Here is a 24,890-nt window from a genome sequence, read left to right as displayed (position 1 = left end):
AAACAAGGCAAATAATCGCATGACGGCATCAGATTGGCAATTAGGATTAGTAGAACATGGCGCGGTCATTGCAGATGGCGTAATCAGCCATTTTAACAATCCGCATAAAGAATTAACCGCTACAAAAAGCGTGAATACACTGTACGATTTAAATCACCTTGGTTTATTAGAAATCACTGGTGCCGATGCAGTGACTTTTCTGCAAGGTCAGGTAACCAACGATGTAAAACTGCTTACCACAAGCAACAGTGCGCACTACACTGGCTATTGCACACCTAAAGGACGACTGCTTGCCTTATTTTTGGCATTTGCGCAGCGTGATCACCTGCATTTACAGTTTAATCGTGCATTGCTAGAGCCGATGATGAAGCGACTTAAAATGTATGTGATGCGCAGCAAAGTGGAGATTAGAGACGCATCTGAAAGCATCATTAAATTTGGTTTAAATGGCCCGAATTCTGCCGCTTTGTTAACACCGTTTTTTAGCCAAATCCCCACACAGGATTATGAATTAGTCAGCCTGGAAAATGGTGCCATTTTAAAGTTACCTACAATCGCCGGTCATTCACGCTTTCAAATTTTCACAGATGCAATTAATGCACCTGTTTTATTTAATGCGCTTAAATCTCAGTGCCAGTTGGTTGGCAAGCCCTGCTGGGATTGGCTAGACATTCAGGCAGGGATACCTGAAATACTGCCAAAAACTCAAGAGCAATTTGTGCCACAAATGCTCAATTTAGATATTTTAAATGGCATTAATTTTAAAAAAGGTTGTTATACCGGCCAAGAGATTGTCGCGCGCGCGCATTATCTAGGCACGGTAAAACGTCGTACTTATTTGGTCAGCATAGTATCAAACACTGCGCCCGTTGAAGGCGATACGATACTGGATGGCTTAAATAATGAAGTTGGCCGCATAGTAAAAGTTGCGCCGAATGGTGAGGCGGGATTCGACGCGTTGGTAGCCATGCGTATTGAGGCGAGACAGGCAGGAAATCTGACTTGGCAAGGCTTTGCTATTGAAATTAAGCCGTTGCCCTACGCTCTAAACGACCAAAATTAACACCTAATCTGCGTTAATCATATGGTTAAGTTAAGGCATTGGATTGCCTAGTGGTGAAACTGTTGGTGCTGCGGATAATTCAGGCTGAGTATTTTGAATTGCCGAAATTTCAGGCAGTTGATTCGGCTGAATTGTTGGTAAAGGTTGATCAATCACCTGATAAAACACTTCATCTTCCTTAATCATGCCCAACTCGCTACGTGCGCGTTCTTCAATCGCTGCATTGCCTTGTTTTAAATCACGCACCTCAGCACTTAAAGTTTCGTTACGCTGCTTAAGCGCTTTATTTTTTTCTTTCTGACTGCTAATTTGCTGGTTAACATTCCAGACACGCAACCAGCTACCTTTACCAAGCCACAGCGGGTACTGTAGTAAAGCGATTAGGATTACAAAAATTAAGGTTAGAGCTTTCAAAATGAGCCTTTATAAGAAGCCTTTTTATAAGATCGCACCCATTCCATTTCAAATGCAATCGAGCCAAGACTAGGCGCATCAGCGCAGACAGTACAACAAGTACGGCAAGCTAATGCAACAACGTATTGGCTCGATTGCATTTGAAATTACTTGAACAGTTGGTAAAAAGCGCCCATACCGGCATAACTCGTTGCATCACCTAATTCTTCTTCAATACGCAACAATTGGTTATATTTTGCAATACGTTCGCTACGGCACAATGAGCCTGTTTTGATCTGCAAGGCATTAGTTGCCACTGAAATATCTGCAATTGTCGTATCTTCTGTCTCACCGGAACGATGTGACACAACGGCCGTATAGCCTGCACGTTTAGCCATTTCGATGGTTTGGAATGTCTCTGTTAACGTACCGATTTGATTAACCTTAATCAATACAGAGTTAGCCACACCGCGCTTGATGCCTTCACGCAGGATTTTAGAATTGGTCACAAACAAATCGTCACCCACTAACTGCGTAGTTTTGCCCAAGCGTTTAGTCAGGATATCCCAACCGTCCCAGTCAAATTCGCCCATGCCGTCTTCGATGCTGATGATCGGGTATTTATCCACCCATGTCGCTAGATAATCGGTAAATTGTGCAGAAGTTAGTGATAAGCCCTCTGATTCCAGATGATATTTACCATCTTTGTAGAATTCTGTACTGGCGCAATCTAGGCCAAGATAAACATCACGACCCGGCTCATAACCTGCAGCTGAAATCGCTTCTAAAATCAACTGAATCGCGGCTTCGTTTGATGGCAAGTTTGGCGCAAAACCACCTTCATCGCCCACAGTAGTAGCTAAACCTTTTTTATGCAGCGTTTTCTTCAGTTGATGAAACACTTCTGCGCCGCAACGCAAAGCTTCTCTGAATGTTGGTAAGCCAGCTGGGATAATCATAAATTCCTGCATATCGACAGAGTTATCCGCATGCGCGCCGCCGTTGATAATATTCATCATCGGTGTTGGCAATTGCATCGCACCAGAACCGCCTAAATAGCGATACAAAGGCAAACCACTCTCTTCCGCCGCCGCACGGGCACAGGCCATTGAAACCGCCAATAAGGCATTGGCACCTAAACGGTCTTTATTTTCCGTACCATCTAGCTCAATCAAGGTTTTATCAATAAAACTTTGCTCTTCACAGTCCAAGCCAATGATCGCCTCGGTGATTTCAGTATTCACGTTTTCAACTGCTTGCAATACACCTTTGCCTAAATAGCGGTCTGAGTCTCCATCACGCAGCTCCATTGCTTCCTTCGCACCCGTAGATGCACCAGACGGCACGGCCGCACGACCGATAACGCCACTTTCCAGTAGCACGTCACATTCAACTGTTGGGTTGCCGCGTGAATCCAAAATCTCACGACTGATAATATCTACAATTGCGCTCATGTTTAATCCTAAAAATTAATGATAAAAATACGTTAACTATTTAAAGCGTTGATTCAATAAATCCCGATTTTTTAACCAGTCTATCCATATCAACCAACAAATGCAGCAAGTCTTCCATCTTATCTAACGGCCAAGCATTTGGACCGTCTGATAAGGCTTTTGCAGGGTCTGGATGGGTTTCCATAAACACACCAGCGATACCGCTAGCTACCGCCGCACGCGCCAGCACAGGCACATGCTCACGCTGCCCTCCACTCTTATCACCCTGACCGCCCGGCTGTTGTACTGAGTGGGTAGCATCGAATACCACAGGGCAATTAGTCTCGCGCATGATGGCCAAGCCACGCATGTCCGATATCAACGTATTATAGCCAAAGCTGGCACCGCGCTCACACACCATAATCGTGTCTTGATTGCCATTGGCTTCTTTGGCTTTATTCACCACCTGCAACATATCATGCGGCGCTAAAAACTGGCCTTTTTTGATATTAACTGGCTTACCGCAAGTCGCCACAGCCACAATAAAATCGGTTTGACGACATAAAAACGCTGGAGTTTGTAACACATCTACCACCGCTGCCACATGTGGCACTTGCTCAGTGGTATGCACATCGGTTAATACTGGCACACCAATCTGACTTCTTACTTCATCCAGAATACGCAAACCTTCGTCCATGCCAAAGCCGCGAAACGTCTTGGTCGAACTGCGATTCGCTTTATCGTAGGATGATTTATAGATAAAAAGAATGCCCACTTTTGCCGCAATCTCTTTCAGCTTACCGGCTGTTTCAATCGCAAACTCACGTGACTCAATCACACAAGGGCCTGCGATCAGGAATAATGGATGCTCAAGACCTACATCAAAGTTACATAACTTCATGAAAAGTCGCCTTTAGTAATACTATTATGTGTTACTTTATTTTCTAATGCCGCCTGCACATACGCTTTAAATAAAGGGTGACCGGCACGTGGATTAGAAGTAAATTCCGGATGGAATTGACAGGCAACAAACCAAGGATGTGTCGCTTTTGGCAACTCAATCATCTCACACAAATCTTCGCCTAATGTGCGTGCAGAAATAACTAGACCGGCTTGTTTGAGTTGATCTACATAATGGTTATTCACTTCATAACGATGGCGATGACGTTCATTCACTTGCGCACCATAAATGCTTGCAGCCAAGGTGTTTTCTACTGTAGGACAAGCTTGTGCGCCTAAACGCATAGTGCCGCCAAGATCAGAGCTCTCATCACGTTTTTCGATTTTGCCAGATGCGTCCTGCCACTCATCGATCAAGCCAATCAATTTATGCGGTGCATCTGCATTGAACTCAGTACTGTTTGCACCTTTCAGATGTGCCACGTTGCGCGCAAACTCAATCACAGCTAATTGCATACCTAAGCAAATGCCTAAATAAGGAATTTTATTTTCGCGCGCATACTGAATCGCGGCAATTTTACCTTCTGTACCGCGCACACCAAAGCCGCCAGGAATCAGAATCGCATCCATCGCATCTAATTTTTCCGTACCGTTCTGCTCAATTTCCTCACTATCCATGTAGTGAATTTTGACTTTTGATTCAGTATGTATACCCGCATGAATCAAGGCTTCAGTGAGCGATTTATACGATTCAGTTAAATCCACATATTTGCCTACAAAGGCAACATTGACTAAATGTTTAGGGTTAGCGAGCGCGTAGGAGATTTTTTCCCAGCTAGATAAATCAGCTGCTTTAGCCAAGATATCTAATTTATGACAGACGATTTCATCCAGCATCTGGTCATGTAACAACCCAGGTATTTTATAAATAGAGTCTGCGTCGATTGCGCTAATGACCGCTTCTGGCGCCACATTTGTAAACAAAGCAATTTTTCTACGCTCTTCATCTGGAATATTGCGGTCAGCGCGACAAAGCAAAATATCTGGTTGAATACCGATTTCGCGCAACTCTTTCACAGAATGTTGCGTCGGTTTGGTTTTTAACTCACCCGCCGCCGCTATCCACGGCAATAACGTTAAATGGATGAAACAGGTATTTGATCTGCCTTCTTCAAAACCCATCTGGCGAATCGCTTCCAGAAACGGTAACGACTCAATATCGCCCACAGTACCGCCGACTTCTACAATCGCCACATCTGCGCCTTCAGCGCCGCGTTTGATATGCGTTTTAATCTCATCGGTGATATGTGGAATCACCTGCACAGTTTTGCCTAAATATTCGCCGCGACGTTCTTTTTTAATCACGGTTTCGTAGATTTGACCGGTGGTGAAATTGTTACGTTTACCCATACGTTGCGAAATGAATCGCTCATAATGGCCCAAATCCAAATCGGTTTCAGCGCCGTCATCGGTCACAAAAACCTCTCCGTGCTGAAATGGCGACATAGTGCCGGGGTCAACGTTAATATAGGGATCTAACTTGAGCATGGTTACTTTGATACCACGCGACTCTAAAATTGCGCCTAAACTGGCAGCGGCGATACCTTTACCGAGAGAAGAAACAACACCGCCAGTGACGAATACATATTTGGTCATTTACAGGACGCTTTACACTTAATGGTAAGCCAAGAATTAGCTTACAGACGGGAACAAATTTTACCGCAAAGGCAGTAGAATAACAATGTTGGGTTTGCAAACAAACGGTTAAAAATGCCAGTGTAGTCAGCAAAGATTACGCCAAAAACCTGTCGCACATCAGACCAGCACGCATTGGCAAGCCATTGAGTTAAACCTACAATTTCAGGTTTTCCACTACGATAAAAACTGTTTATTAAAAAAGTTAAGTAACCTGTCGTTTTAAGTAAATGTTAATTGGCTAACCTAAATTTTTTTGCCACAACTTGTTAGCAGGCGCAACTCAATTAAATCCCCCACTTTCCATAGCCCTTAAACTGCTGAAACACTTCACGCATTTCAGCTTCACTTAACAATGGCGGATTGGAGTTAACCTGCAAAATCCGCCAATATTGCTCACACAGATTTTCAACCTCTATTGCCACCGCTAAAGCATCATCCAAATCATAACCCAAAGCGATCATGCCGTGATTCGCTAACAGACAAGCTTTACGGTCAATTAAAGCAGTTAATGCGTTATCAGATAATTGCTGCGAACCAAATAATGCATACGGCGCACAACGAATAGTATCGCCATCCGCAACGGCTATCATGTAATGAAATGCTGGAATATCTTTATGCAAACAGGCTAGCGTGGTGGCAAACATACTGTGGGTGTGAATAACTGCGCTGATATCTGGGCGGCTGGCTAAAATATCGCGGTGAAAGCGCCATTCTGATGACGGCTTTTTGTTTTGTTCAAAAGTGCCATCAAACTGCATTTGCACCAGGCTATCCGGTGTCATTTCATCGACAATCATGCCGCTTGGTGTGATTAGGAATCCACCGCCACATCTGACACTTGCATTGCCAGATGTGCCCTTATTTAGGCCTAGTTGTGCTAATTTCTGGCTGATGGCGAGTAACTGTTCGCACTTATCCTGCATGATTAGCCTTCTCTTAACTTAACCAAATCAGAAGGCGAAAATACGCCCTTTTCAGTAACAATGCCTTTTACCAATCTGGCAGGTGTCACATCAAACGCAGGGTTCGCGGCGTTTGATTCGACTGGAAATAACCGAACATTTTGCATACTGCCATCTGCCGCTAAACCCTGTATAAATTGCACTTCGTCACTATCACGCTCTTCAATTTCAATTTGCTTGTAATCGGTCATTGTCCAATCAATCGTTGGACTAGGCACTGCTGCGTAAAATGGAGTGTGATTATCAAACGCTGCCAATGCTTTTAAATAAGTGCCAATTTTGTTGCATACATCGCCATTTGCAGTTACGCGGTCTGCGCCCACAATCACCATATCCACCAGACCTTGCTGCATTAAATGACCGCCCGCGTTATCAGTAATGACCGTGTGCGGCACACCATGCTGTCTCAGTTCCCAAGCGGTAAGCGCCGCGCCCTGATTGCGTGGGCGCGTTTCATCTACCCAAACATGCACATTCAAACCGGCATCGTGCGCCGCATAAATGGGCGACAAAGCCGTACCGTAATCGACAGTCGCCAGCCAGCCCGCATTGCAGTGGGTCAGAATATTGAATGGTTTATTTGGATCTATTTGGTTTTGATAATGTTGCTTAATTAACCCCAGTCCATGCTGACCGATTAATTGATTCTGCACGACATCTTCTTCCGCAATGTTTGCTGCTTCGCGCCAAGCCGTCATATTGCGCCGATTAATAGGTGCTGCCTGCAAACTCGTCACCATGCGATCAACCGCCCAAGCCAAGTTAACGGCTGTCGGGCGGCTATTTTTGAGCATTTCCGCAGCAGTGATTAAATAAGCATCCGACTCATCCTCTAACATTGCCAACGCTATGCCATACGCAGCTGCAACACCGATTAATGGTGCGCCACGTACTTGCATGGTTTTAATGGCATTGACCATTTGCTCTAAAGTGTGGATTTTTAAGACTTCAAATGCAAACGGCAATTGCGTTTGATTAATAATCTGCACAAATTTGCAGCGTGGACTCGGCCAAATCGTTCGAAACGGTTTTTGAGCAACTTTCATTTAGTACAACCTTATTACAAATCTGGCTTATGATTAAATTGCAAGTTTTATATAACTTTTTATTGATATTAAATCGCTAAATAGTATAAATAATTACGAATAAATTTCTTGCAATTTTTTTTGTTTTATTTTTTACGATTTTCCATCCACAAAATCTGTGGATAACTTTGTGGATTGCTGTGTCTTAAAAGTGTAACCTACCAATTTATAAGGCTTTTTTTCAAAAGTTCATTTTTTAATCTATTTCATTACTCAATAAAATCAATGGCTTACGGTATGCCATTGGTTTGATACAGTTTTTTACAATTGTTAATGTAGCACTTTAACTGATGTGTATAACCCAGCTAATTTAGGTAAGATTTTCAACGCATTTTTACCTGTAATTTCAATGATTTGCGACTCTTCAACACCCCTTAAATCAGCAAACATTTGTGCTATTTTTGCTAGCTCTGCGGGCCTGTTTCTGCCCTTTGTACCAATCCATTCCGGCGGAATATCCGGCGCGTCAGTTTCCAATACGATCGATTCTAATGGTAAATTTTTAGCCAATTCACGAATCTTAAGCGCACGCGGGTAAGTCATCGCGCCACCAAACCCCAGCTTGAATCCTAATTTGATAAACTCCTCCGCCTGTTGCTGACTGCCATTAAATGCATGCGCAATACCGCCAGCAACAGGGTGCCGACGCAGATACTTCAAAATCTCGTCGATTGCGCGACGCACATGCAAAATGACAGGCAATTGAAATGTCTGCGCAATTTTAAGCTGCTCAATAAAGAAGTATTCCTGCGTTTCGCGATTTTGCTGTGTAACAAAGAAATCCAAACCAATTTCACCCACGCCGACTATTTTAGGGTTTGCATGTGCCAATTGTTCGGCAATTAACTGTTTTAATACGGCTAAATCGCTTGGATGCGCATGGTCAACGTACATGGGATGAATGCCCAAAGCCATGAAGCATTGCGCGTGTTGATGCGCTAAATCAATCACGCTTTGAAAATTATTGCGTGCGACGGATGGCACCACAATTTTATGAACACCTGCTTGATGGGCATTGGCGACAACTAAATCACGGTCTGAATTAAATTCAGTGGCATCCAGGTGGCAGTGTGTATCAATTAATAACATTAAATTTTACGCACCGTTTCATATTGATTGACTAGCTAACTGGGAGTTTGATTAACAGGTTTTTTGACAGAATAAACGGGATTTGCACGTAGCCGAATATCACAGCCAATTTGACGCAGCTCAAGTACATCTAACCCAATGGCTTGATTCATGTGCGTAAAAGCCGGCATATCAAACAAACCTTTAGCTGCACTTCCCATCAATTTGGGAGCGTAATAAATCAAAAGCTCGTCAATCAGGCTTTGTGCAAGCAAGGCGCCGTTTAAGGCTTCACCACCCTCCACTAGCACTTCATTAATTTGCATGTGCGCCAGATGGCTTAATAGCGTTTTCAGGCATACTTTATTGTCTTGGTTCGGAATGCAAAGCAGTTCTGCGCCGGTAGCCAGTAATAGATTGGCTTTATTATCGTCAGGCTGGGCAAACGCAATTAAAGTATTGCCACCTTGCAGAATTTTCGCTTGTGGCGATATGCGCAACTGACTATCCACAATCACACGCAAGGGCTGTCGTTCAACATTTAAACTGCGCACCGTCATCGCAGGGTCGTCACTTAAAACCGTGCCGATACCCGTTAAAATCGCACAGGATTGCGCACGCCAATGCTGTACATCCAGCCTTGCCGCTTCGCTGGTAATCCATTGACTGTGTCCGTTATTAAGTGCGATTCTGCCATCTAAACTACTGGCAATTTTGCAACGCACATAAGGTGCTTTTCGAGACATGCGAGCAATGAAACCGGCATTTAATTCCTGTGCTTGCGCCTGCATTAAGCCACTCGCCACTTCGATATGCTGTGCTTGTAAATAGGCCAGGCCATTGCCTGCAACCAGCGGATTAGGGTCAACCATCGCGGCAATCACTTTGGCAACACCCGCTTTGACCAAAGCCTCCGCGCAAGGTGGTGTGCGGCCTGTATGGCTGCATGGCTCTAAAGTCACATAAGCCGTTGCACCTCTAGCGTGTCCGCCCGCCTGACGCAAGGCAAACACCTCTGCATGTGGCTCGCCAGCTTTAAGATGTGCGCCTTCACCAATGACTATGCCGTCTTTAACAATCACGCACCCAACACGTGGATTGGGCATGGTCGTATATAAACCCTGCTCTGCCAGCTTTAACGCACGTGCCATCCAAATATGATCGCTGGCGGTAAACATTTAGGCTTGAAAGTCTGGCATAGCTGATTTATGCGCTGGTTAATGCGATGAAATACGGCTTTGTGTTAACTGATTATTCGCATCAAAAAATATAAGCAGGCCATGATATACATGCATGCATTTGCCCAAATCATATTCAATGGCGCTGTTGTTTGCAGTAAAACTCTCTTCAATACTAGGACGGCCCAATAAAGCCATCACAGCTTCTTTGCGCGCGCCTTTAATTAAAATATTTTGCTGTAAATCATAAGCCATATCGCCACGTTTGCATTCTTGCTCAATCGTTGCTGCGTGCTGCATCCATTTGGTTTGATCAAACTTTTCAGCGCCAAAAACCACTTTATCTTTAAACGCCCACCAGGTAAAAAATACAATCGTTAACAAAATGGTAAAAACCGCTAAAGCGATTGAAGAAACATTAATGAATTTCATGGCGTTTGATGGTCACTTTCAATTAGTTAACTGACGATTAATTAATCTACTACTAACTTACAAGTCGCGAATAACATTATTAAAGTCATCCACGTCTGAAAAACTACGATACACCGATGCAAAACGGATATAAGCGACTTTATCCATTAACTTTAGCTCTTGCATCACACTTTCGCCCAAATCGCGTGCCGGCACTTCACGCTCGCCCAAGCCCAACATTTTTTGCACGATATGATCAAGTGCACGGTCTACATACTCGGTTGGCACCGGCCGTTTGTGCAAAGCGCGTGTAAACGATAAGCGCAGTTTTTCACGATTAAATTCTTCGCGTGTGCCATTCTGCTTCACTACTTGCGGCATATGTAACTCAGCCGTTTCATAAGTAGTAAAGCGCTTATCGCAAGCACCACATTTGCGGCGACGGCGAATAGAATCGCCCTCATCATTGACCCTGGAATCAATAACCTGAGTATCATCCGTGCCGCAGAATGGGCACTTCACTTTATTTAAGCTCCCGATTTAGCGTAAAGCACATATTTTATTTTCCGTATACTGGAAAACGCGCTGTTAACGCATGCACTTTAGCTTTAGTGGCCGCAATCAAAGCTTCATCCGTTGGGTTATCCAACACGTCTGCAATCAAGTTCGCCACTTGTCTCGCTTCTTCTTCTTTAAAACCGCGCGTGGTGATTGCTGGCGCACCGATACGTATACCTGAAGTCACGAATGGACTTTCCGGATCGTTTGGAATCGCGTTTTTATTCACTGTGATATGCGCCAAACCTAAAGCTGCGTCGGCCGCTTTACCAGTCAAGCCTTTCGGACGCAGATCCACCATGAACATATGCGATTCTGTACGGCCAGAAATAATGCGCAAACCACGTGCTGTTAAGGTTTCTGCCATCGCTTGTGCATTTTTGATCACTTGCGTTTGGTAGGCTTTAAATTCTGGTTGTGCAGCTTCCAGGAACGCAGTCGCTTTACCAGCAATCACATGCATCAATGGACCGCCTTGCAAACTTGGGAACACATTTGAATTCAATGATTTTTCAAACTCGGCTCTGGCCAAAATAATACCGCCGCGTGGACCACGCAAGGTTTTATGCGTGGTTGAGGTCACAAAATCTGCATGTGGCACAGGATTTGGATAAACACCAGCTGCAATCAAACCAGAATAATGCGCCATATCGACCATGAAATAGGCGCCGACCTTTTTGGCGATTTCAGCCATGCGTGCCCAGTCAAAACGTAAGGCATAAGCTGAAGCGCCACCAATCAATAGTTTTGGCTTACATTCAACCGCGATACGTTCCATCTCGTCGTAATCGATTTCTTCTTTATCATTCAAACCGTACGGCACGATATTAAATAACTTGCCTGATAGATTTGCAGGTGAACCATGTGTTAAGTGTCCGCCGTGACCCAAGTTCATACCCATCACGGTATCGCCCGGTTTTAGAATAGAGAAATACACCGCTTGATTGGCTTGCGAACCTGAATGTGGCTGCACGTTGGCATATTCCGCGCCATACAAGGCCTTTAAACGATCAATCGCTAATTGCTCCACTTGGTCAACAAACTCACAGCCACCGTAAAAACGTTTGCCTGGATAGCCTTCAGCGTATTTGTTGGTTAATTGCGAGCCTTGCGCTTCCATCACAGCTGGGCTGGTGTAGTTTTCAGAAGCAATTAACTCGATATGGTCATGTTGGCGCACAACTTCTGCATCAATCATGGTGGCAAGTGCTGGATCAGCAATAGCAAGCTTGTTGGAGTAACTAAACATGGCTTTAAAACTTTCTACTAATTAAGTGAGTAAGACATAACTGAACAATTGATTATTTTATCACGCTGTTGATGCATCTTAAACCATGCGCCTTAAATGAAAATATGCCTGTCATTAAATTGGTTGTGCCACTTGGCTGTATACAACCACACAATGCAGCAAATCAAACAGCCAAACACATGAGTAAATTTATAACCAGTTGTTTTAATTGAAAAATACTTTAGGCATGGCAATTGCTTTTATATTTACAACAGCCTTATCTCCAAAGCGCTCGTTTCGCCCAGCATCTTGATGTATCAAGTGCTGGGCTTTTTTATGCACACTTCACGACAATTTAATAGATGATGATTTAATAGACGTCTAAACAAGGCACGCTATAATAAACATTTTAATAATTTGAAAGTCGCCCATGAAATGGACAGATAGCTTAAGAATAGCGGAAGAACTGGCTGATAAACATCCCGATATTGATCCAAAAACAGTGCGCTTTACCGACTTAATGCAATGGGTGCTGGATTTAGAGGGTTTTAATGATGATCCAGAACATTGTGGCGAAAAAATACTGGAAGCCATTCAATTGGCATGGATTGACGAAGCCGAATAAATTTAAGGGGCGCGCCTTAAACAATGTAGTCAAAAAAATTATCTATTTACTATACAAAAATCATGCAAACACCTAACTCTACCGTAATCCCTAAAGAAATTTTCAAAGCTTACGATATTCGCGGTATTGTGGGCAAAACACTCACGCCCGGCATTGTCGAATCAATTGGTCATGCATTGGGTAGCGAAGCTAAACAACGTGGACAATCTGAAATCTGCATCGGCTTTGATGGTCGCTTATCTGGGCCAGAATTAGCTGAAGCGTTGGCAGTTGGCATTCGCAAAGCTGGCGTGAACGTAGTGAATTTAGGTATGGTTGCGACGCCTATGGTGTATTTTGCGGCTTATTACCTGAAAACGCATTGTGGCGTGATGGTGACTGGCAGCCATAATCCACCTGATTACAACGGTTTGAAAATGGTGCTGGCAGATGAAACATTATCCAACGAATCTATCCAAAGCTTGCGTGAACGCATAGAGCAAAAGAACTTTACTTACGGAGAAGGTTTAACACGCAATTATGATATTGCAGCTGATTATATTGCGACGATTCAAACGGATATTAAATTAACACGGCCCATGCAAATTGCCGTTGATTGTGGCAATGGTGTAGCAGGTGCATTTGCAAAAACATTGTATAACGCGATTGGCTGTCGTGTAGATGAGCTATTTTGTGAAGTGGATGGTCATTTTCCCAATCATCATCCAGACCCATCTGTGCCAGAAAATCTGGTCGACTTAGCTAACGCCTTACAAAGCAGTCGAGCCGAAATCGGCTTAGCGTTTGATGGTGACGGCGATAGATTAGGTATTGTCACCAAAGATGGAAAAATCATTTATCCAGACAGGCAGTTACTGCTATTTGCAGAAGACGTTTTAAGTCGCAACAAAGGCGCCAATATTATTTTCGATGTGAAATCGACCCGCAATTTAAGCCCATGGATTCGCAAATATGGCGGCAAACCGATTATGTGGAAAACAGGTCACTCATTGGTTAAAGCTAAAATAAAAGAAACCAATGCAGCCCTAGCTGGCGAAATGAGTGGGCATGTGTTTTTTAACGATGCGGATATTAATGGCAAAAAACGTTGGTATGGCTTTGATGATGGGCTATATGCTGGTGCGCGCATGTTGGAAATTTTAAGCCAGTTTAACAACCCATCTGACATATTAAACAGCCTGCCAGATAGCGTCAGCACTCCAGAACAACACATTCAGATGCAAGAAGGCGAGCCGCATGCCTTGATTGCCCAATTGCAGAAAACCGCGAAATTTGAAGGTGCGGTTGAATTGATTACCATTGATGGGCTGCGTGTGGAATATGCAGATGGCTTTGGTTTGATGCGCCCATCTAATACGACACCTGTCATTGTGCTGCGATTTGAAGCAGACTCTGAAGCCGCACTGTTGCGTATTCAAGGGCAATTCAGAGAAGTAATCTGGAATGCAGCACCGCACGTTGCTTTGCCTTTTTAATTGACTTAACACGAATAAAAGCTCAAAAAGTGTCTCGCAACTCAATTATTTATGCGATTGTCTGGTTAAGTCTGGTTTTTGGCATCTACTATTTAGTCGATAATATTCAAAATCCAAACAAAATGTGGCGATTGGGCGATAACACACATGAAGTCGTGTTAAAACGCGGGCTGGACGGGCATTATCGTGCCGAAGCCTTGATTAATGACCAAAAGGTCAATGTATTGGTGGATACTGGCGCAACGGGTGTTGCAATATCCCAAGCGGTTGCCGATAAATTACAGCTCAAAAGCTTAACGGCAGTGCGCACCAATACTGCCAACGGCGATAGTATAGGTTATATGGTGCGACTCGATTCGGTACAGGTTGGTGGCGTTCAGGCACGCAATGTGTCAGCGATGATTGCGCCAGGACTGGATGGTGATGTGCTGCTGGGCATGAGTTATTTGGGTCGCATGGATGTGCGCCTTTATAAAGGTGAAATGACGATCAAGCAAGTGAGCGATTAACGAGCAGCAAACTTAACGCTTAATATTCTAGGAATTTATGAACAACACAAACTCTGGCAATGTATGGCGATACGCGCTATTTAATTTAGTCGTTCTGGCTTTAATCAGTGCATGGATCTGGCAACAAAATCAGCCCATACCCCTCGCAGAGCCAAAATTAGCCGTAGACGGTAAGCTGCAATGTGTTTCCTATGCGCCCTATTATGGCGAGGGTCAGACCCCGCTCATCAAAGGCACGCACATCAGCCAAGCGCAAATAGAAAAAGACCTGAAGCTTTTGGCGAAGCACTCTCAATGCGTACGCATCTATTCGGTTAATCAGGGCTTAGATTATGTACCAGTCGCAGCTTCAAAGATTGGCCTGAAAGTATTGCTAGGCGCTTGGATTGGCTGGGTAGATAGCGATAACGTACAGGAAATCAATCTTGCCACCCGATTAGCCAATCAGTATCCAGATACAGTTGTAGGACTTATTGTTGGTAATGAAGTGTTGCTACGAGGTGAGCAGACTGAACAGGCAATGGCTGATTACATAAAACTTGCCAAGCAATCCACCAAAGTGCCGGTGACTTATGCAGACGTTTGGGAATACTGGCTGAGGCACCCTACTTTGGAATCTTCCGTCGATTTCGTGACAGTACATGTTTTGCCTTATTGGGAAGATGATCCACAACCCGTTAGCAATGCCATGCATCATGTCAACGTCGTAATGGACAAAGTCACGCATGCATTTACCAAGCCAATCTTGATTGGGGAAACTGGCTGGCCTTCTGCTGGACGTCAGCGCAATGCCTCCGTACCCAGCACTGTGAATCAAGCGCGCTATATACGTGAATTTTTACAACGCGCTGAAGAAGCTAAGTGGAATTACAACGTCATTGAAGCCGTAGACCAGCCATGGAAACGCTTTCTGGAAGGTGCCGTCGGCGGTTACTGGGGAATATATGACACCAATCTCAATCCAAAATTTTCGTTTTCAGGCACGATGGCGGAACGTCAGGATGGCTTAAAACCGTGGTATTGGGCAACTGCAGGCTTATTAATATGGCTGGCAGCAGCAGTCTATTTCGGTGAGCGGCACTCTAGCACGCTGGTTAGCAGTGCAGCCTTAGGTGCTTCCGCCGGGCTGATGGCTTTATTACAACTCGGCTATTTGGTGATTGCCTGTCGTGATACAGTCGAATGGATTGCATTGGGCGGTCTGAATATATTGGGCATTTTCACACTATTGGCGATACCATTCATCATCGCAAAAAAACAGGTTAACGGTTTAGAAAATACATATAGTAAAAATATAATGCGCATCAGCCTGTTTGTCTTTACGCTTTGTGCTGCTATTACTGGTCTGTTGCTGATGCCAAAAGCTTGGGTATTACAGCCACTTTCCCAAGCCATGCCGACCCTCTCAGGATTTTTCTATAATCTTGATGGGCGCTATCGTGACTTTCCATTAACCATCTATCTTTTGCCTGTATTACAACTCAGCATTGGATTATGGCTAGCGCAATTGCGAACACTGGCCAATACAAAGTCGCGTATTTATCGCTATCTAAATGTAATCGCATTACTCACCATGCTGGTATTTATCCTCTCAGAACCGCTAAATATGCAGGCATACGCTTGGTTAGCTCTAGCGATACTCTTGGCCATAATTAGCTGGCCAAGAGTATCGCCAGCCGCCACAGTAGTAGCAAGTGGCACATAAAAATAAGCCAGCGTTAAGTTGGCTTATTTTTATCTACGAATCACTTATTAATGATAGCCTGTTAGCTTAAGTAATCACTGTCGGCACGTCGCGATTGGTGCGCAGTTTCAATTGCGATATTTGCACTGCGATTTGTATCATATCAGCCAATGCAACTTGCGCATCCAGATGATGGTTCTTAACATCTGGCTCAAAAGCCTCTAAATAAATGCGTAAGGTCGCACCCTCAGTCCCTGTGCCAGACAAGCGAAACACAATGCGCGAACCGCATTTGAATAAAATACGAATACCCTGCCCTGTGCTGATTGAGCCATCAATCGGGTCGGTATAACTAAAATCATCACAAGTGTTAACTATGTATCGCCCAAAAGCCCGATTGGGCAATTCAGCAAATTGCGACTTGATATGCGCCATCACGCCATTCGCTGCACCTGTGGGTATTGCCTCATAATCATGACGGGAATACACATTGCGACCATATTCTGCCCAATGCGCTTTAGCAATCTCTTCTACACTGATTTTTTTTATGGCGATAATATTCAGCCAGCAAAGCACCGCCCATAAACCATCTTTCTCGCGCACATGATTACTGCCTGTGCCAAAGCTTTCCTCGCCACATAAAGTGACTTTGCCAGCATCCATCAAATTGCCAAAGAATTTCCAACCTGTTGGCGTTTCGTAACAGGGAATATTCAATTTCGCAGCAACTCTGTCTACTGCACCGCTGGTCGGCATGGAGCGCGCGACGCCCGCTAAACCTTGTCGATAGGCCGGTATTAATGTGGCATTAGCGGCAATAATCGCCAAGCTATCAGATGGTGTAACAAAAAAACCTTTGCCCAAAATCATGTTGCGATCGCCATCACCATCTGACGCCGCGCCAAAATCGGGAGTGGATTGTTGTTGTGAATACAGAACATTGACTAGCTCGTGTGCATAAGTCAAATTAGGGTCTGGATGACCACCGCCAAAGGTTTCACTCACGTCACAATTCATCAAGCTGGTTTCTGGAGCACCTAAACGATTCACCAAAATCTCTTTGGCATAAGGTCCGGTTACGGCATGCATAGCATCAAACTTTATGCTAAAGCCTGACTGAATTAACGATCTTATTGCTGAAAAATCAAATAGCTGTTCCATCAAATCAGCATAATCATCAACAGCATTAACCACTTGTACGCTAAAACTATCGCTAGAATCGTCTGGTCGTGTTTCGGCAATCTTATCCAAATCGACATCAGCAAAATTGGTTATTTTGTATTGCGTCATTGTTTTACTTTTTGCAAAAATCGCTTCAGTGATTTTCTCTGGTGCTGGCCCGCCATTTGCTGTGTTGTACTTGATGCCAAAATCTTCGGTTGGACCTGCTGGATTGTGGCTGGCCGATAAGATAATACCGCCAAATGTTTGATAATGCCGAATGATATGCGATGCTGCGGGCGTAGACAAAATACCACCTTGCCCAACAATGACTTTTGCAAAACCATTGGCAGCCGCCATTTTAATAATGGTCTGAATGGCTGTTTTATTATAGAAACGTCCATCACCACCCAACGTTAAGATAGCGCCCGGTTTAATCGTGAGTGTGTCAAAAATACTTTGTACGAAATTTTCAAGATAATGTGGCTGCTGAAACACTTTCACTTTTTTACGCAAACCTGAAGTTCCAGGTTTTTGATCTAAAAAAGCTTGTGTTTTGATAATCTGATGAGGCATGCTTAATCCTTAATGATTCAGACATTATAATTGAAAAAAAAGCGCATTAAATGCGCTTTCTTAACTGATTGATGCGTTAACTAATGGATTAATTAACGCATGAAATACGGCAATATTCTATCGGTTTGCTACTACTATCACTTGCCTAAACGTCTACCGAAACTCACCGCATAAGCAGCTGGCCGCGCCAACAAAATGGGGTCTTCTGATGCTTCAATACCATCCACTAATGCAAGCGGGCTAAACATGGTCGATTTCTCATACTTTACGCCATCTGCATCCACCGTTTTAATCACCAGCGTGCCTAATTCCACTTGCTTCCGGCTCTCAGGCCATACCACGGTCGCATCATTCAGCACATCGCCTTTTTCGGCCATTTGCACCGTTAACTTGTAACTTACAGGCGCTTTAGCCAATCGGGTTGGCAATTCTTCAAATAAATAATTAGGCGTGGCTTTTGCCGCGTCTTCTTTACTCAAGAATTGTGCACCATTAATTGGTGTGATGCGATAGCGGCCATATTGTATTTCACCTTTTGCGTTGATGAATTTAAAGGCGTTAACACCAAAAAATGATTGTGTTGCAAAACTCACTGGCGGCAATTTCGGCATTTGCACAAACTTAAGCGCTGCCGGATGTGACCCTAAAAACTGCTCTACTGGCGTTGGTTTTGCAGCTTCGGGGCCACTGGCCGCTACCGCATTCAGTAAACCTAAAAAATCTTCAGGATTAGCTGTAGGAAACCCATTGGTCGAAATGCTCACAATATCCGTATATGTGTCATCTCCTAAATTAAAACGTATCGCAATGCCTTTAGGAAAAGCATTACCATCAGCATCTGGAATATTGGGCACACCTGTCGCATTTGAAAAACGCACAATCACTGGGCTAGGCGTTTTTTGTAAATGTGCCGCTTTTGTAATGCTGGCAGCCGATTTTGCAGGCGTAAACTCACCTAACACCACAATTCCTTTGGCGTGATTAGCACGAAAACCTGCATGCGGGCCGCCAGATAGCTTGGTCAGCGTATTCACAATTTGCTCTACGACTGGCTTATCAGTTTCTGCGGTTGAAGGCGTTTCAGCATGAACCTGTGTACCCACTAAAGATATTGCAGCAACTACACATGCCGTTAACATCTGATTCTTAACGTTTTTCTGCATCTTAATTTCCCCTTGTTTTTTGGATATTATAGACCTTGAAAATATATTATAACTAGCGGTCTATTACATCTATTGTTCAACACCAAATAGTGCTTAAACTTAATCACTTTTTTACGTGGCATTCTTAAGATTGGTATAAATAATGTCAGCGATTAACTTTAATAATTGCTTCCTCGCCAGTCGTCCATACATAATGTGCGCGGTCTATAGGCAAAACAAAACTAGATCCAACTTTAAGTACTCATTTTTCTTCTTAACGAATGTTTTATCCATATCGGATTATCTGTTAATAATTAAAACAAGTTTAATAAACGTCCATTTCTCTTAATTCATAAAGACGACCAAAAAGCTAAAACATAGAGTAAGCAACAAAAATAAATAATTTAAAAAATTGACTATTTCTTTAATTGCTGAAGCCATTGATTCTCTCCACAAAATCTGTGGATAACTCTGTGATTATCTGTGAAACTAAAATGTAACCTACCGTTTTATAAGGCTTTTTTTAAAACAGTATAAATAGTAACCAAAACATTTATTCCATAAAAATCAATCACTTAAAATTCACCGTTGATTTAAAAGGATTTTTTAGATTATTTAATGTAAAACTTTAGATAGTGTGTATAACTAAGCTATTTTTTCCATGAATTATATTAATTAGCCTCCTGCAATATCAATAACTTACAAACAATTTACTTGATTGCAACAACTCCATATTTGTAAAAATCTCATGCCAAAAAGCAAAATAAACTCACATCCAAATATAGCAATTAGAAAGGCTTATGCAAACTGACCAAGTCGCAAACATTGCTACGTTAAAATAAAAAAGACCTACAGCCGTTTAGCTGTAAGTCATTGTTTATTGGTCGGGACAGCAAGATTCGAACTTGCTACCCCATGCCCCCCAGCCACTTAAAACGTCATTTCAACTAAAATATCATAACATTTTGCTGGACACTCTAGCACACCAATAAAACATATATACTCCACATATTCAATAAGTTATATAAGTTTATAATCATAATTAGCGTCCTATTATGTTTTTTAAGTTACTATAACAGCTGGAATTATTTAGGGCACGGTTAGGGCACGGACTTATGGCAAAATCATTTACAGTAAAAGAGATTGAATCTAAGAAGCCGATTGCGAAGCCTTATAAATTTGCAGTTGATCGGGGGTTGTATATTCGAGTGTCCACTAGCGGAATTAAAACTTGGTTAGTTAGATATGTAGTTGAAGGCCGTCAAATAGATTACGCCCTACCTAAACCATACGGAATAAGCGGTAGTGGATTTATGTCATTGGCTGATGCAAAAACCTTAAATGCAACTATCCAAGCATTAGCAAAAACTGGTATTGACTATCAAGCCCAGCAAGCCGAAAACCTACAGCAAAAGAAAGATGAAGTAATTGCTAAGGTAGAAGCTGAAAAAGTGGAACGCGCTAAAAACCTAACCTTTCAAGATTTATTTGATGCTTGGATTAAAGATGGTGTAAGACGTACTGATAACAATGAAATGATTATCAGGACATTTAAGAATCACGCCTTGCCAAAATTGGGCAATATTCCATTAAGGGAGTTATCAGAAAGCAATTTGCTAGAAGCATTGAGAGCAGTGTTTAATCAAAGTAAAACGCGCACTGCAATCATGCTTTATAAAGACATTGGACAGATGCTTAGGTGGGCAGAAAAGCGCAAGCCATACCGTGCGTTAATGATTGATGGCAACCCAGCCGAATTAGTGGATATTGAAAAGCTGATCCCTAGCGACTACGAAGAGGAGCGCACTCGTATTTTAAGTGTTGATGAAATACGCAAGTTGAATGATATTTTTATCACCTCTGCAATTGCCTATAAAGATGCTGCCAATAAATATGAAGTAGACCGTCCGTTGATTAAGGAAACGCAGATTGCACTATGGATATGCCTAAGCACACTTAGCCGAATTGGTGAACTACTAATGACCGAGTGGAAACATGTGGATTTTGAAGCATACACATGGTTTATTCCTAAAGAAAATGTAAAAGGCACTCGTAGAAATAAGCAGTCACAATTGGTCTATTTATCTGATTTTGCTTTAGACCAATTTAAGCAGCTTTACGCCCTTACAGGCGGGGAAAAGTGGGCGTTTCCAGCTAAGAACAACAGCATACATAATAAGAATCATGTGTGTGTTAAATCGGTTAGCAAACAGGTTGGTGATAGGCAAACACAGTTTAAACAACGCACAAAAGATTTGAGCAAACGCGTAAATAACAACACGCTAGTTTTAGGTGAAGATGACTGGACACCTCATGACTTACGTAGAACGGGTGCTACGATGATGCAAGGTGACTTAAAAATATCACTTGATGTGATTGATAGATGCCAAAACCACGTTTTAGCTGGCAGCAAAGTACGGCGGCATTATCTTCACCATGAATATGCAGACGAAAAACGCGAGGCATGGCAAAAACTTGGTGATCGAATAGAGGCGATACTCAAGGCTGATAATGTAGTGAGTTTAAAGGTTGCATGATAATGCAATAAGCAAGCTATAAGGTTTTTTTTAGATACGATACAATAGTCCAACAAAATCTAAAATCATGTAGAGTAAATCCATGCCCGCATTAAAAGAGCTACTCACTAGCTACCGTAAAGCATCAAAAACCGAGCGTGAAAAAGGTACTTATTTCGAGCTGCTGATAAAAGACTTTCTCAAGAATCACCCGACCTACTCCCCTAATTTCTCAGATGTGTTCACGTATGCCGAATGGGCAACCTTACAAGGTATTGATACTCGCGATGTAGGCATTGACCTGGTCGCAGAGCTTGCGGAGGGTGGAGGCTTCTGTGCAATTCAATGTAAGTTCTATGATGAAAACTACCGCATCCAAAAGTCAGACATTGACTCTTTCTTTACCGCCTCTGGTAAAAAGGCATTCACCCGTAGATTGATTGTTGATAGCACCCGCAAAGATTGGAGCGAACACGCTGAAGCTGCACTGCAAGGGCAAAGTGTAAGTACGCAACGTATAGGCTTAGCTGAGCTTGAGAATAGCCCGATTGATTGAAGTGTCTACGCACCTAGCAAGGGTGTGAAACTCAAGGCTAAGAAAGAGTTAAGAGAGCATCAAAGCAACGCACTCAAGGCAGTAGCTGAGGGCTTACCCTCTCAAGCTATTCCAGAGCGTTATAACAGTAAGCCTTGAGACCATGAAGATTGTGAGAGCGCTACCAAGACTTGATATTTAGTATAAGGAAATTTTTATGAATAATTTAGATAAATTGGACTATTGGCGGCTTAGTGACGAATTAAGTTTAGATCAAGCCGCATGCCTGATTATTGGAATAAATCCATCTAGTGAAGAAGGAGCAAATTGCTTTGACTGGCAAATTCATGAGCAACCATTTGGCTATCATGCTGCACTAACCGCAATAACTCATGCATTAAAACGAGGTGATATACACGGGAAAATTTCACAAGTGAAACTATATGACACAAATGGATATTCATATGATGTAGTGGAAGACTCTATTATTGTTAAAGACTCTACTGTTGAAGTCGAGTCATTAAAAACATGGCTTACATTAAGAGGGTTTAAAACAGGCTTTTTCTTTCCAACACCAGTAGATTCAGCAGACTATCTGGATCGCAAAAATCCTCGTTATGCACCAAAGTTAGCTATGACTGTTAGGGCATGGCAAGCAGTCACAAATGCTGGTAACCGCAGTCCAAAACAGGCGCTGGAAAAATGGATTAGAGAACATGCTGCTGAATTTGGCCTAGTTGATGATGATGGTAATCCTGTACAAAACGCAGTAGAAGAGTGCGGAAAAGTTGCAAACTGGAGTCCTGGCGGAGGTGTTCCCAAGTCCTCGGCTTAATAACCTACCCAGTGTCTATCAGTATGATTTATAACGATTTTTGTAAAAAGTTACTTGTAAACACACCCACACCTTAGAACAAAACCCTGATTTAAAACACATTGTTTATATGATAGGTTTTCTTAACCTACCCACTTATCTGACCTTATCTCAGATGCTCCAATAGCGCCATGTTCAACAAAACCCAAAGGGGTACTAACATGGCGATTATCATTCAGCGGCTTTCTAAAGCAAAAGAAAATTTAGGTATTTCACGCTCTACTTTCTATGCGCAAATCTCACAAGGTTTTATTACCAAGCCAATACATATTGGTATTAGGGCAGTAGGTTGGCCTAGTCACGAGATTGAAGCCATAATCAATGCCCGAATTGCGGGGAAAACCGATATAGAAATTAAAGCGTTAGTTGTAAATTTGCATTTCCAACGCACTGGTAAATTGGAGTGCTAGCCATGAACAATTATTGGCTATTACGTCTAAAAATGCTCATGGTGCGATTTTGTCATCTTGGCATAGATGCCGATATTGCCTCAGTAGGTTTAGTTGAGATATGGGGTGTATGTTTTCAACTGAGTCTTGTGGTGGAGAACTAGCATGGGCGCTAGTTATGAGAAGCAAAAAAAAGCCAACGCTGATAAGTTAGATGTCGGTCGGTTTACTGCGTTGCCCCACAATGTGATTCATAGTGTCGAATATAGAGGGCTTTGTCATGCAGCTCGTTCATTACTATTTGATATAGCTGCACAATATAACGGAAAAAATAATGGAAAACTTGTATGTTGCATGAAATATTTAAAGCCTTTAGGTTGGACATCAAACGATACGATTAGTCGATCACTTAAAGCTTTAATTAAAAGTGGCTTGTTAAAGCAAACGAGGCAAGGAATGATGCCACCATGCAGTCAAGCTGCATGGTTTGCAATTGGTTGGTTTAGTTTAGATGTTTATGACGGACTAGATATTGAACCAAGGAAATATCAAAGATGCAGACTTACTCCAATCAATAAGACTTCACCGATTATCGGGGTAGCTAAGGCCAAAATCGCACCGATAATCGGAATAGAGAGTAAGGCACTAACACCGATTAGCGGTGCGATAGAGACTATAAATAGCCAGCTTTCTACACCGATTAACGGTGACTTTATAGATTTACCATCTACTTGCCCAATTATTCAACAACACTACTCAAGTGAGGTAATACGATATGACCATTAAAACTAAAATAGCTTCAACATCAACATCAACATCAACATCTACTCGAATATCAGCTGAAGCAAAACTGCTAAATTCGGCTTCAATGATGAGTGCGATAACTTCCGAAGCTATTTCAAAGTCAATGTGTCCAAACTTAGAGTTATCTGACTTAATAAATGTTTTAAATAGTAAAATTAATAATGTACAGTCTGGTGATATGTCAGATATGGAAGCAATGCTAGTGGGTCAAGCCCATGCATTACAAACTATATTTGTAAGCTTGGCTCGAAGGTCAGTAAGTCAGGAGTATGTTAAGAACTATGGGATATTTATGAACTTGGCCCTGAAAGCTCAAAGTCAAAGCCGTTCAACGATTCAGGCACTAATTGAATTGAAATATCCCAAACAAGTAGCATTTGTGAAACAGGCAAACATCTCCCATGGGCATCAACAGGTAAATAATGGAAACGGTGCGCAATTAAGTGCGCATGAAATTGATCCTTCGTGCGCGGGGGAAAATCAAAATCAACCAAACGAACTATTAGAGGTGTGTAATGGCAGCCAGACAATGGACATTAGCGCAGCGACAACGACAAGCAGAGTTGATAAAGCAATGGCAACCATGGAAAAATAGCACAGGCGCAAACACAGTTGAAGGTAAG

Annotated in this window: 24 protein-coding genes; 11 read left to right on the top strand and 13 right to left on the bottom strand. The window is 42.8% G+C overall.

What is annotated here, in order from left to right:
* The first annotated feature begins 19 nt into the window (after window positions 1-19).
* Window positions 20-1,063: a YgfZ/GcvT domain-containing protein gene (locus K370_RS11685; protein WP_047542141.1), complete on the top strand. Its 1,044-nt coding sequence runs from the start codon at window positions 20-22 to the stop codon at window positions 1,061-1,063.
* Between the two features lie 30 nt (window positions 1,064-1,093).
* Here K370_RS11685 and ftsB read toward each other — a convergent pair whose 3' ends face one another.
* The 11 genes from ftsB to glyA all read right to left on the bottom strand — a co-directional run bounded on the left by ftsB (window position 1,094) and on the right by glyA (window position 11,998).
* Window positions 1,094-1,477, bottom strand: a complete 384-nt coding sequence (ftsB, locus tag K370_RS11680) for a cell division protein FtsB (RefSeq protein ID WP_047542140.1) — start codon at window positions 1,475-1,477, stop codon at window positions 1,094-1,096.
* A 146-nt stretch (window positions 1,478-1,623) separates the two neighbouring features.
* A complete protein-coding gene (eno, locus tag K370_RS11675; RefSeq protein WP_047542138.1) occupies window positions 1,624-2,910 on the bottom strand; it encodes a phosphopyruvate hydratase in 1,287 nt (428 codons plus the stop codon).
* A gap of 40 nt (window positions 2,911-2,950) precedes the next feature.
* The gene (kdsA, locus tag K370_RS11670; protein WP_047542136.1) at window positions 2,951-3,790 is read right to left on the bottom strand and encodes a 3-deoxy-8-phosphooctulonate synthase; all 840 of its coding nucleotides are present in this window, start codon (window positions 3,788-3,790) and stop codon (window positions 2,951-2,953) included.
* Window positions 3,787-5,445 carry a CTP synthase gene (locus K370_RS11665; protein ID WP_047542134.1) on the bottom strand — a complete coding sequence of 553 codons (1,659 nt, stop codon included), beginning with the start codon at window positions 5,443-5,445 and terminating at the stop codon, window positions 3,787-3,789. Before K370_RS11665 ends, kdsA begins: the two co-directional genes overlap by 4 nt.
* Window positions 5,446-5,771: 326 nt before the next feature.
* Window positions 5,772-6,410 carry a class II aldolase/adducin family protein gene (locus tag K370_RS11660; RefSeq protein WP_047542133.1) on the bottom strand — a complete coding sequence of 213 codons (639 nt, stop codon included), beginning with the start codon at window positions 6,408-6,410 and terminating at the stop codon, window positions 5,772-5,774.
* Window positions 6,411-6,412: 2 nt separating this feature from the next.
* Window positions 6,413-7,495, bottom strand: coding sequence for an S-methyl-5-thioribose-1-phosphate isomerase (gene mtnA, locus K370_RS11655; RefSeq protein ID WP_047542131.1), 1,083 nt, complete (start codon window positions 7,493-7,495; stop codon window positions 6,413-6,415).
* 309 nt (window positions 7,496-7,804) lie between these two features.
* Entirely contained in the window at window positions 7,805-8,623 is an 819-nt protein-coding gene (locus K370_RS11650) for a TatD family hydrolase (RefSeq protein ID WP_047542129.1), read from the bottom strand.
* A gap of 35 nt (window positions 8,624-8,658) precedes the next feature.
* On the bottom strand, window positions 8,659-9,780 hold the full coding sequence (gene ribD, locus K370_RS11645; protein ID WP_047542127.1) for a bifunctional diaminohydroxyphosphoribosylaminopyrimidine deaminase/5-amino-6-(5-phosphoribosylamino)uracil reductase RibD: 1,122 nt from the start codon (window positions 9,778-9,780) through the stop codon (window positions 8,659-8,661).
* Between the two features lie 39 nt (window positions 9,781-9,819).
* Entirely contained in the window at window positions 9,820-10,212 is a 393-nt protein-coding gene (locus K370_RS11640; RefSeq protein ID WP_047542125.1) for a hypothetical protein, read from the bottom strand.
* Window positions 10,213-10,269: 57 nt separating this feature from the next.
* Window positions 10,270-10,713: a transcriptional regulator NrdR gene (gene nrdR / locus K370_RS11635; protein ID WP_020168774.1), complete on the bottom strand. Its 444-nt coding sequence runs from the start codon at window positions 10,711-10,713 to the stop codon at window positions 10,270-10,272.
* 37 nt (window positions 10,714-10,750) lie between these two features.
* Window positions 10,751-11,998 (bottom strand): serine hydroxymethyltransferase, encoded by a 1,248-nt coding sequence (gene glyA, locus K370_RS11630; protein ID WP_047542122.1) that lies wholly within the window; start codon window positions 11,996-11,998, stop codon window positions 10,751-10,753.
* Between the two features lie 409 nt (window positions 11,999-12,407).
* On the opposite strand from glyA, the gene iscX reads away from it, so the two are divergent.
* The 4 genes from iscX (at window position 12,408) to K370_RS11610 (ending at window position 16,291) form a co-directional block, all read left to right on the top strand.
* Window positions 12,408-12,602: a Fe-S cluster assembly protein IscX gene (gene iscX, locus K370_RS11625; RefSeq protein WP_047542121.1), complete on the top strand. Its 195-nt coding sequence runs from the start codon at window positions 12,408-12,410 to the stop codon at window positions 12,600-12,602.
* A gap of 62 nt (window positions 12,603-12,664) precedes the next feature.
* Complete coding sequence (locus K370_RS11620; protein WP_047542120.1) at window positions 12,665-14,077, top strand: phosphomannomutase/phosphoglucomutase; 1,413 nt, start codon at window positions 12,665-12,667, stop codon at window positions 14,075-14,077.
* 29 nt (window positions 14,078-14,106) lie between these two features.
* A complete protein-coding gene (locus tag K370_RS11615; protein WP_047542119.1) occupies window positions 14,107-14,586 on the top strand; it encodes a retropepsin-like aspartic protease family protein in 480 nt (159 codons plus the stop codon).
* 37 nt (window positions 14,587-14,623) lie between these two features.
* A complete protein-coding gene (locus K370_RS11610) occupies window positions 14,624-16,291 on the top strand; it encodes a beta-1,6-glucan synthase (RefSeq protein ID WP_047542118.1) in 1,668 nt (555 codons plus the stop codon).
* A 66-nt stretch (window positions 16,292-16,357) separates the two neighbouring features.
* On the opposite strand, the gene K370_RS11605 is transcribed toward K370_RS11610, so the two are convergent.
* On the bottom strand, window positions 16,358-18,007 hold the full coding sequence (locus K370_RS11605) for an alpha-D-glucose phosphate-specific phosphoglucomutase (RefSeq protein ID WP_047542116.1): 1,650 nt from the start codon (window positions 18,005-18,007) through the stop codon (window positions 16,358-16,360).
* Between the two features lie 137 nt (window positions 18,008-18,144).
* Window positions 18,145-19,170 (bottom strand): catalase family peroxidase, encoded by a 1,026-nt coding sequence (locus K370_RS11600; protein ID WP_081977223.1) that lies wholly within the window; start codon window positions 19,168-19,170, stop codon window positions 18,145-18,147.
* A 1,094-nt stretch (window positions 19,171-20,264) separates the two neighbouring features.
* Here K370_RS11600 and K370_RS11595 point away from each other — a divergent pair.
* From K370_RS11595 to K370_RS12205, 6 genes are all read left to right on the top strand, one after another.
* The gene (locus K370_RS11595; RefSeq protein ID WP_047542112.1) at window positions 20,265-21,686 is read left to right on the top strand and encodes a tyrosine-type recombinase/integrase; all 1,422 of its coding nucleotides are present in this window, start codon (window positions 20,265-20,267) and stop codon (window positions 21,684-21,686) included.
* Window positions 21,687-21,768: 82 nt separating this feature from the next.
* A complete protein-coding gene (locus tag K370_RS11590; RefSeq protein WP_047542110.1) occupies window positions 21,769-22,221 on the top strand; it encodes a restriction endonuclease in 453 nt (150 codons plus the stop codon).
* A 196-nt stretch (window positions 22,222-22,417) separates the two neighbouring features.
* Window positions 22,418-23,035, top strand: a complete 618-nt coding sequence (locus tag K370_RS11915) for a hypothetical protein (RefSeq protein WP_052185273.1) — start codon at window positions 22,418-22,420, stop codon at window positions 23,033-23,035.
* Window positions 23,036-23,235: 200 nt separating this feature from the next.
* The gene (locus tag K370_RS11580) at window positions 23,236-23,484 is read left to right on the top strand and encodes a helix-turn-helix transcriptional regulator (protein WP_047542108.1); all 249 of its coding nucleotides are present in this window, start codon (window positions 23,236-23,238) and stop codon (window positions 23,482-23,484) included.
* Window positions 23,485-23,628: 144 nt separating this feature from the next.
* Window positions 23,629-24,249 (top strand): hypothetical protein, encoded by a 621-nt coding sequence (locus K370_RS11910; protein WP_052185272.1) that lies wholly within the window; start codon window positions 23,629-23,631, stop codon window positions 24,247-24,249.
* Window positions 24,239-24,862 carry a hypothetical protein gene (locus K370_RS12205; RefSeq protein WP_052185271.1) on the top strand — a complete coding sequence of 208 codons (624 nt, stop codon included), beginning with the start codon at window positions 24,239-24,241 and terminating at the stop codon, window positions 24,860-24,862. Before K370_RS11910 ends, K370_RS12205 begins: the two co-directional genes overlap by 11 nt.
* Window positions 24,863-24,890: the final 28 nt, after the last annotated feature.

Source organism: Methylotenera versatilis 7 (assembly GCF_000799165.1).
GTDB lineage: Bacteria > Pseudomonadota > Gammaproteobacteria > Burkholderiales > Methylophilaceae > Methylotenera_A > Methylotenera_A versatilis_A.
This window is presented reverse-complemented; position numbering and strand designations above follow the sequence as displayed.

Excerpts from the sequence above, each read along its gene's own strand:
- K370_RS11665 (WP_047542134.1), bottom strand. The coding sequence starts at position 5,445 with ATGACCAAATATGTATTCGTCACTGGCGGTGTTGTTTCTTCTCTCGGT.
- K370_RS11580 (WP_047542108.1), top strand. The coding sequence starts at position 23,236 with ATGGCGATTATCATTCAGCGGCTTTCTAAAGCAAAAGAAAATTTAGGT.
- K370_RS11915 (WP_052185273.1), top strand. The coding sequence starts at position 22,418 with ATGAATAATTTAGATAAATTGGACTATTGGCGGCTTAGTGACGAATTA.
- K370_RS11590 (WP_047542110.1), top strand. The coding sequence starts at position 21,769 with ATGCCCGCATTAAAAGAGCTACTCACTAGCTACCGTAAAGCATCAAAA.
- kdsA (WP_047542136.1), bottom strand. The coding sequence starts at position 3,790 with ATGAAGTTATGTAACTTTGATGTAGGTCTTGAGCATCCATTATTCCTG.
- K370_RS12205 (WP_052185271.1), top strand. The coding sequence starts at position 24,239 with ATGACCATTAAAACTAAAATAGCTTCAACATCAACATCAACATCAACA.
- K370_RS11650 (WP_047542129.1), bottom strand. The coding sequence starts at position 8,623 with ATGTTATTAATTGATACACACTGCCACCTGGATGCCACTGAATTTAAT.
- eno (WP_047542138.1), bottom strand. The coding sequence starts at position 2,910 with ATGAGCGCAATTGTAGATATTATCAGTCGTGAGATTTTGGATTCACGC.
- K370_RS11910 (WP_052185272.1), top strand. The coding sequence starts at position 23,629 with ATGGGCGCTAGTTATGAGAAGCAAAAAAAAGCCAACGCTGATAAGTTA.
- K370_RS11640 (WP_047542125.1), bottom strand. The coding sequence starts at position 10,212 with ATGAAATTCATTAATGTTTCTTCAATCGCTTTAGCGGTTTTTACCATT.
- K370_RS11610 (WP_047542118.1), top strand. The coding sequence starts at position 14,624 with ATGAACAACACAAACTCTGGCAATGTATGGCGATACGCGCTATTTAAT.
- mtnA (WP_047542131.1), bottom strand. The coding sequence starts at position 7,495 with ATGAAAGTTGCTCAAAAACCGTTTCGAACGATTTGGCCGAGTCCACGC.
- ribD (WP_047542127.1), bottom strand. The coding sequence starts at position 9,780 with ATGTTTACCGCCAGCGATCATATTTGGATGGCACGTGCGTTAAAGCTG.
- K370_RS11660 (WP_047542133.1), bottom strand. The coding sequence starts at position 6,410 with ATGCAGGATAAGTGCGAACAGTTACTCGCCATCAGCCAGAAATTAGCA.
- glyA (WP_047542122.1), bottom strand. The coding sequence starts at position 11,998 with ATGTTTAGTTACTCCAACAAGCTTGCTATTGCTGATCCAGCACTTGCC.
- K370_RS11600 (WP_081977223.1), bottom strand. The coding sequence starts at position 19,170 with ATGCAGAAAAACGTTAAGAATCAGATGTTAACGGCATGTGTAGTTGCT.
- K370_RS11595 (WP_047542112.1), top strand. The coding sequence starts at position 20,265 with ATGGCAAAATCATTTACAGTAAAAGAGATTGAATCTAAGAAGCCGATT.
- K370_RS11620 (WP_047542120.1), top strand. The coding sequence starts at position 12,665 with ATGCAAACACCTAACTCTACCGTAATCCCTAAAGAAATTTTCAAAGCT.
- iscX (WP_047542121.1), top strand. The coding sequence starts at position 12,408 with ATGAAATGGACAGATAGCTTAAGAATAGCGGAAGAACTGGCTGATAAA.
- K370_RS11685 (WP_047542141.1), top strand. The coding sequence starts at position 20 with ATGACGGCATCAGATTGGCAATTAGGATTAGTAGAACATGGCGCGGTC.
- K370_RS11605 (WP_047542116.1), bottom strand. The coding sequence starts at position 18,007 with ATGCCTCATCAGATTATCAAAACACAAGCTTTTTTAGATCAAAAACCT.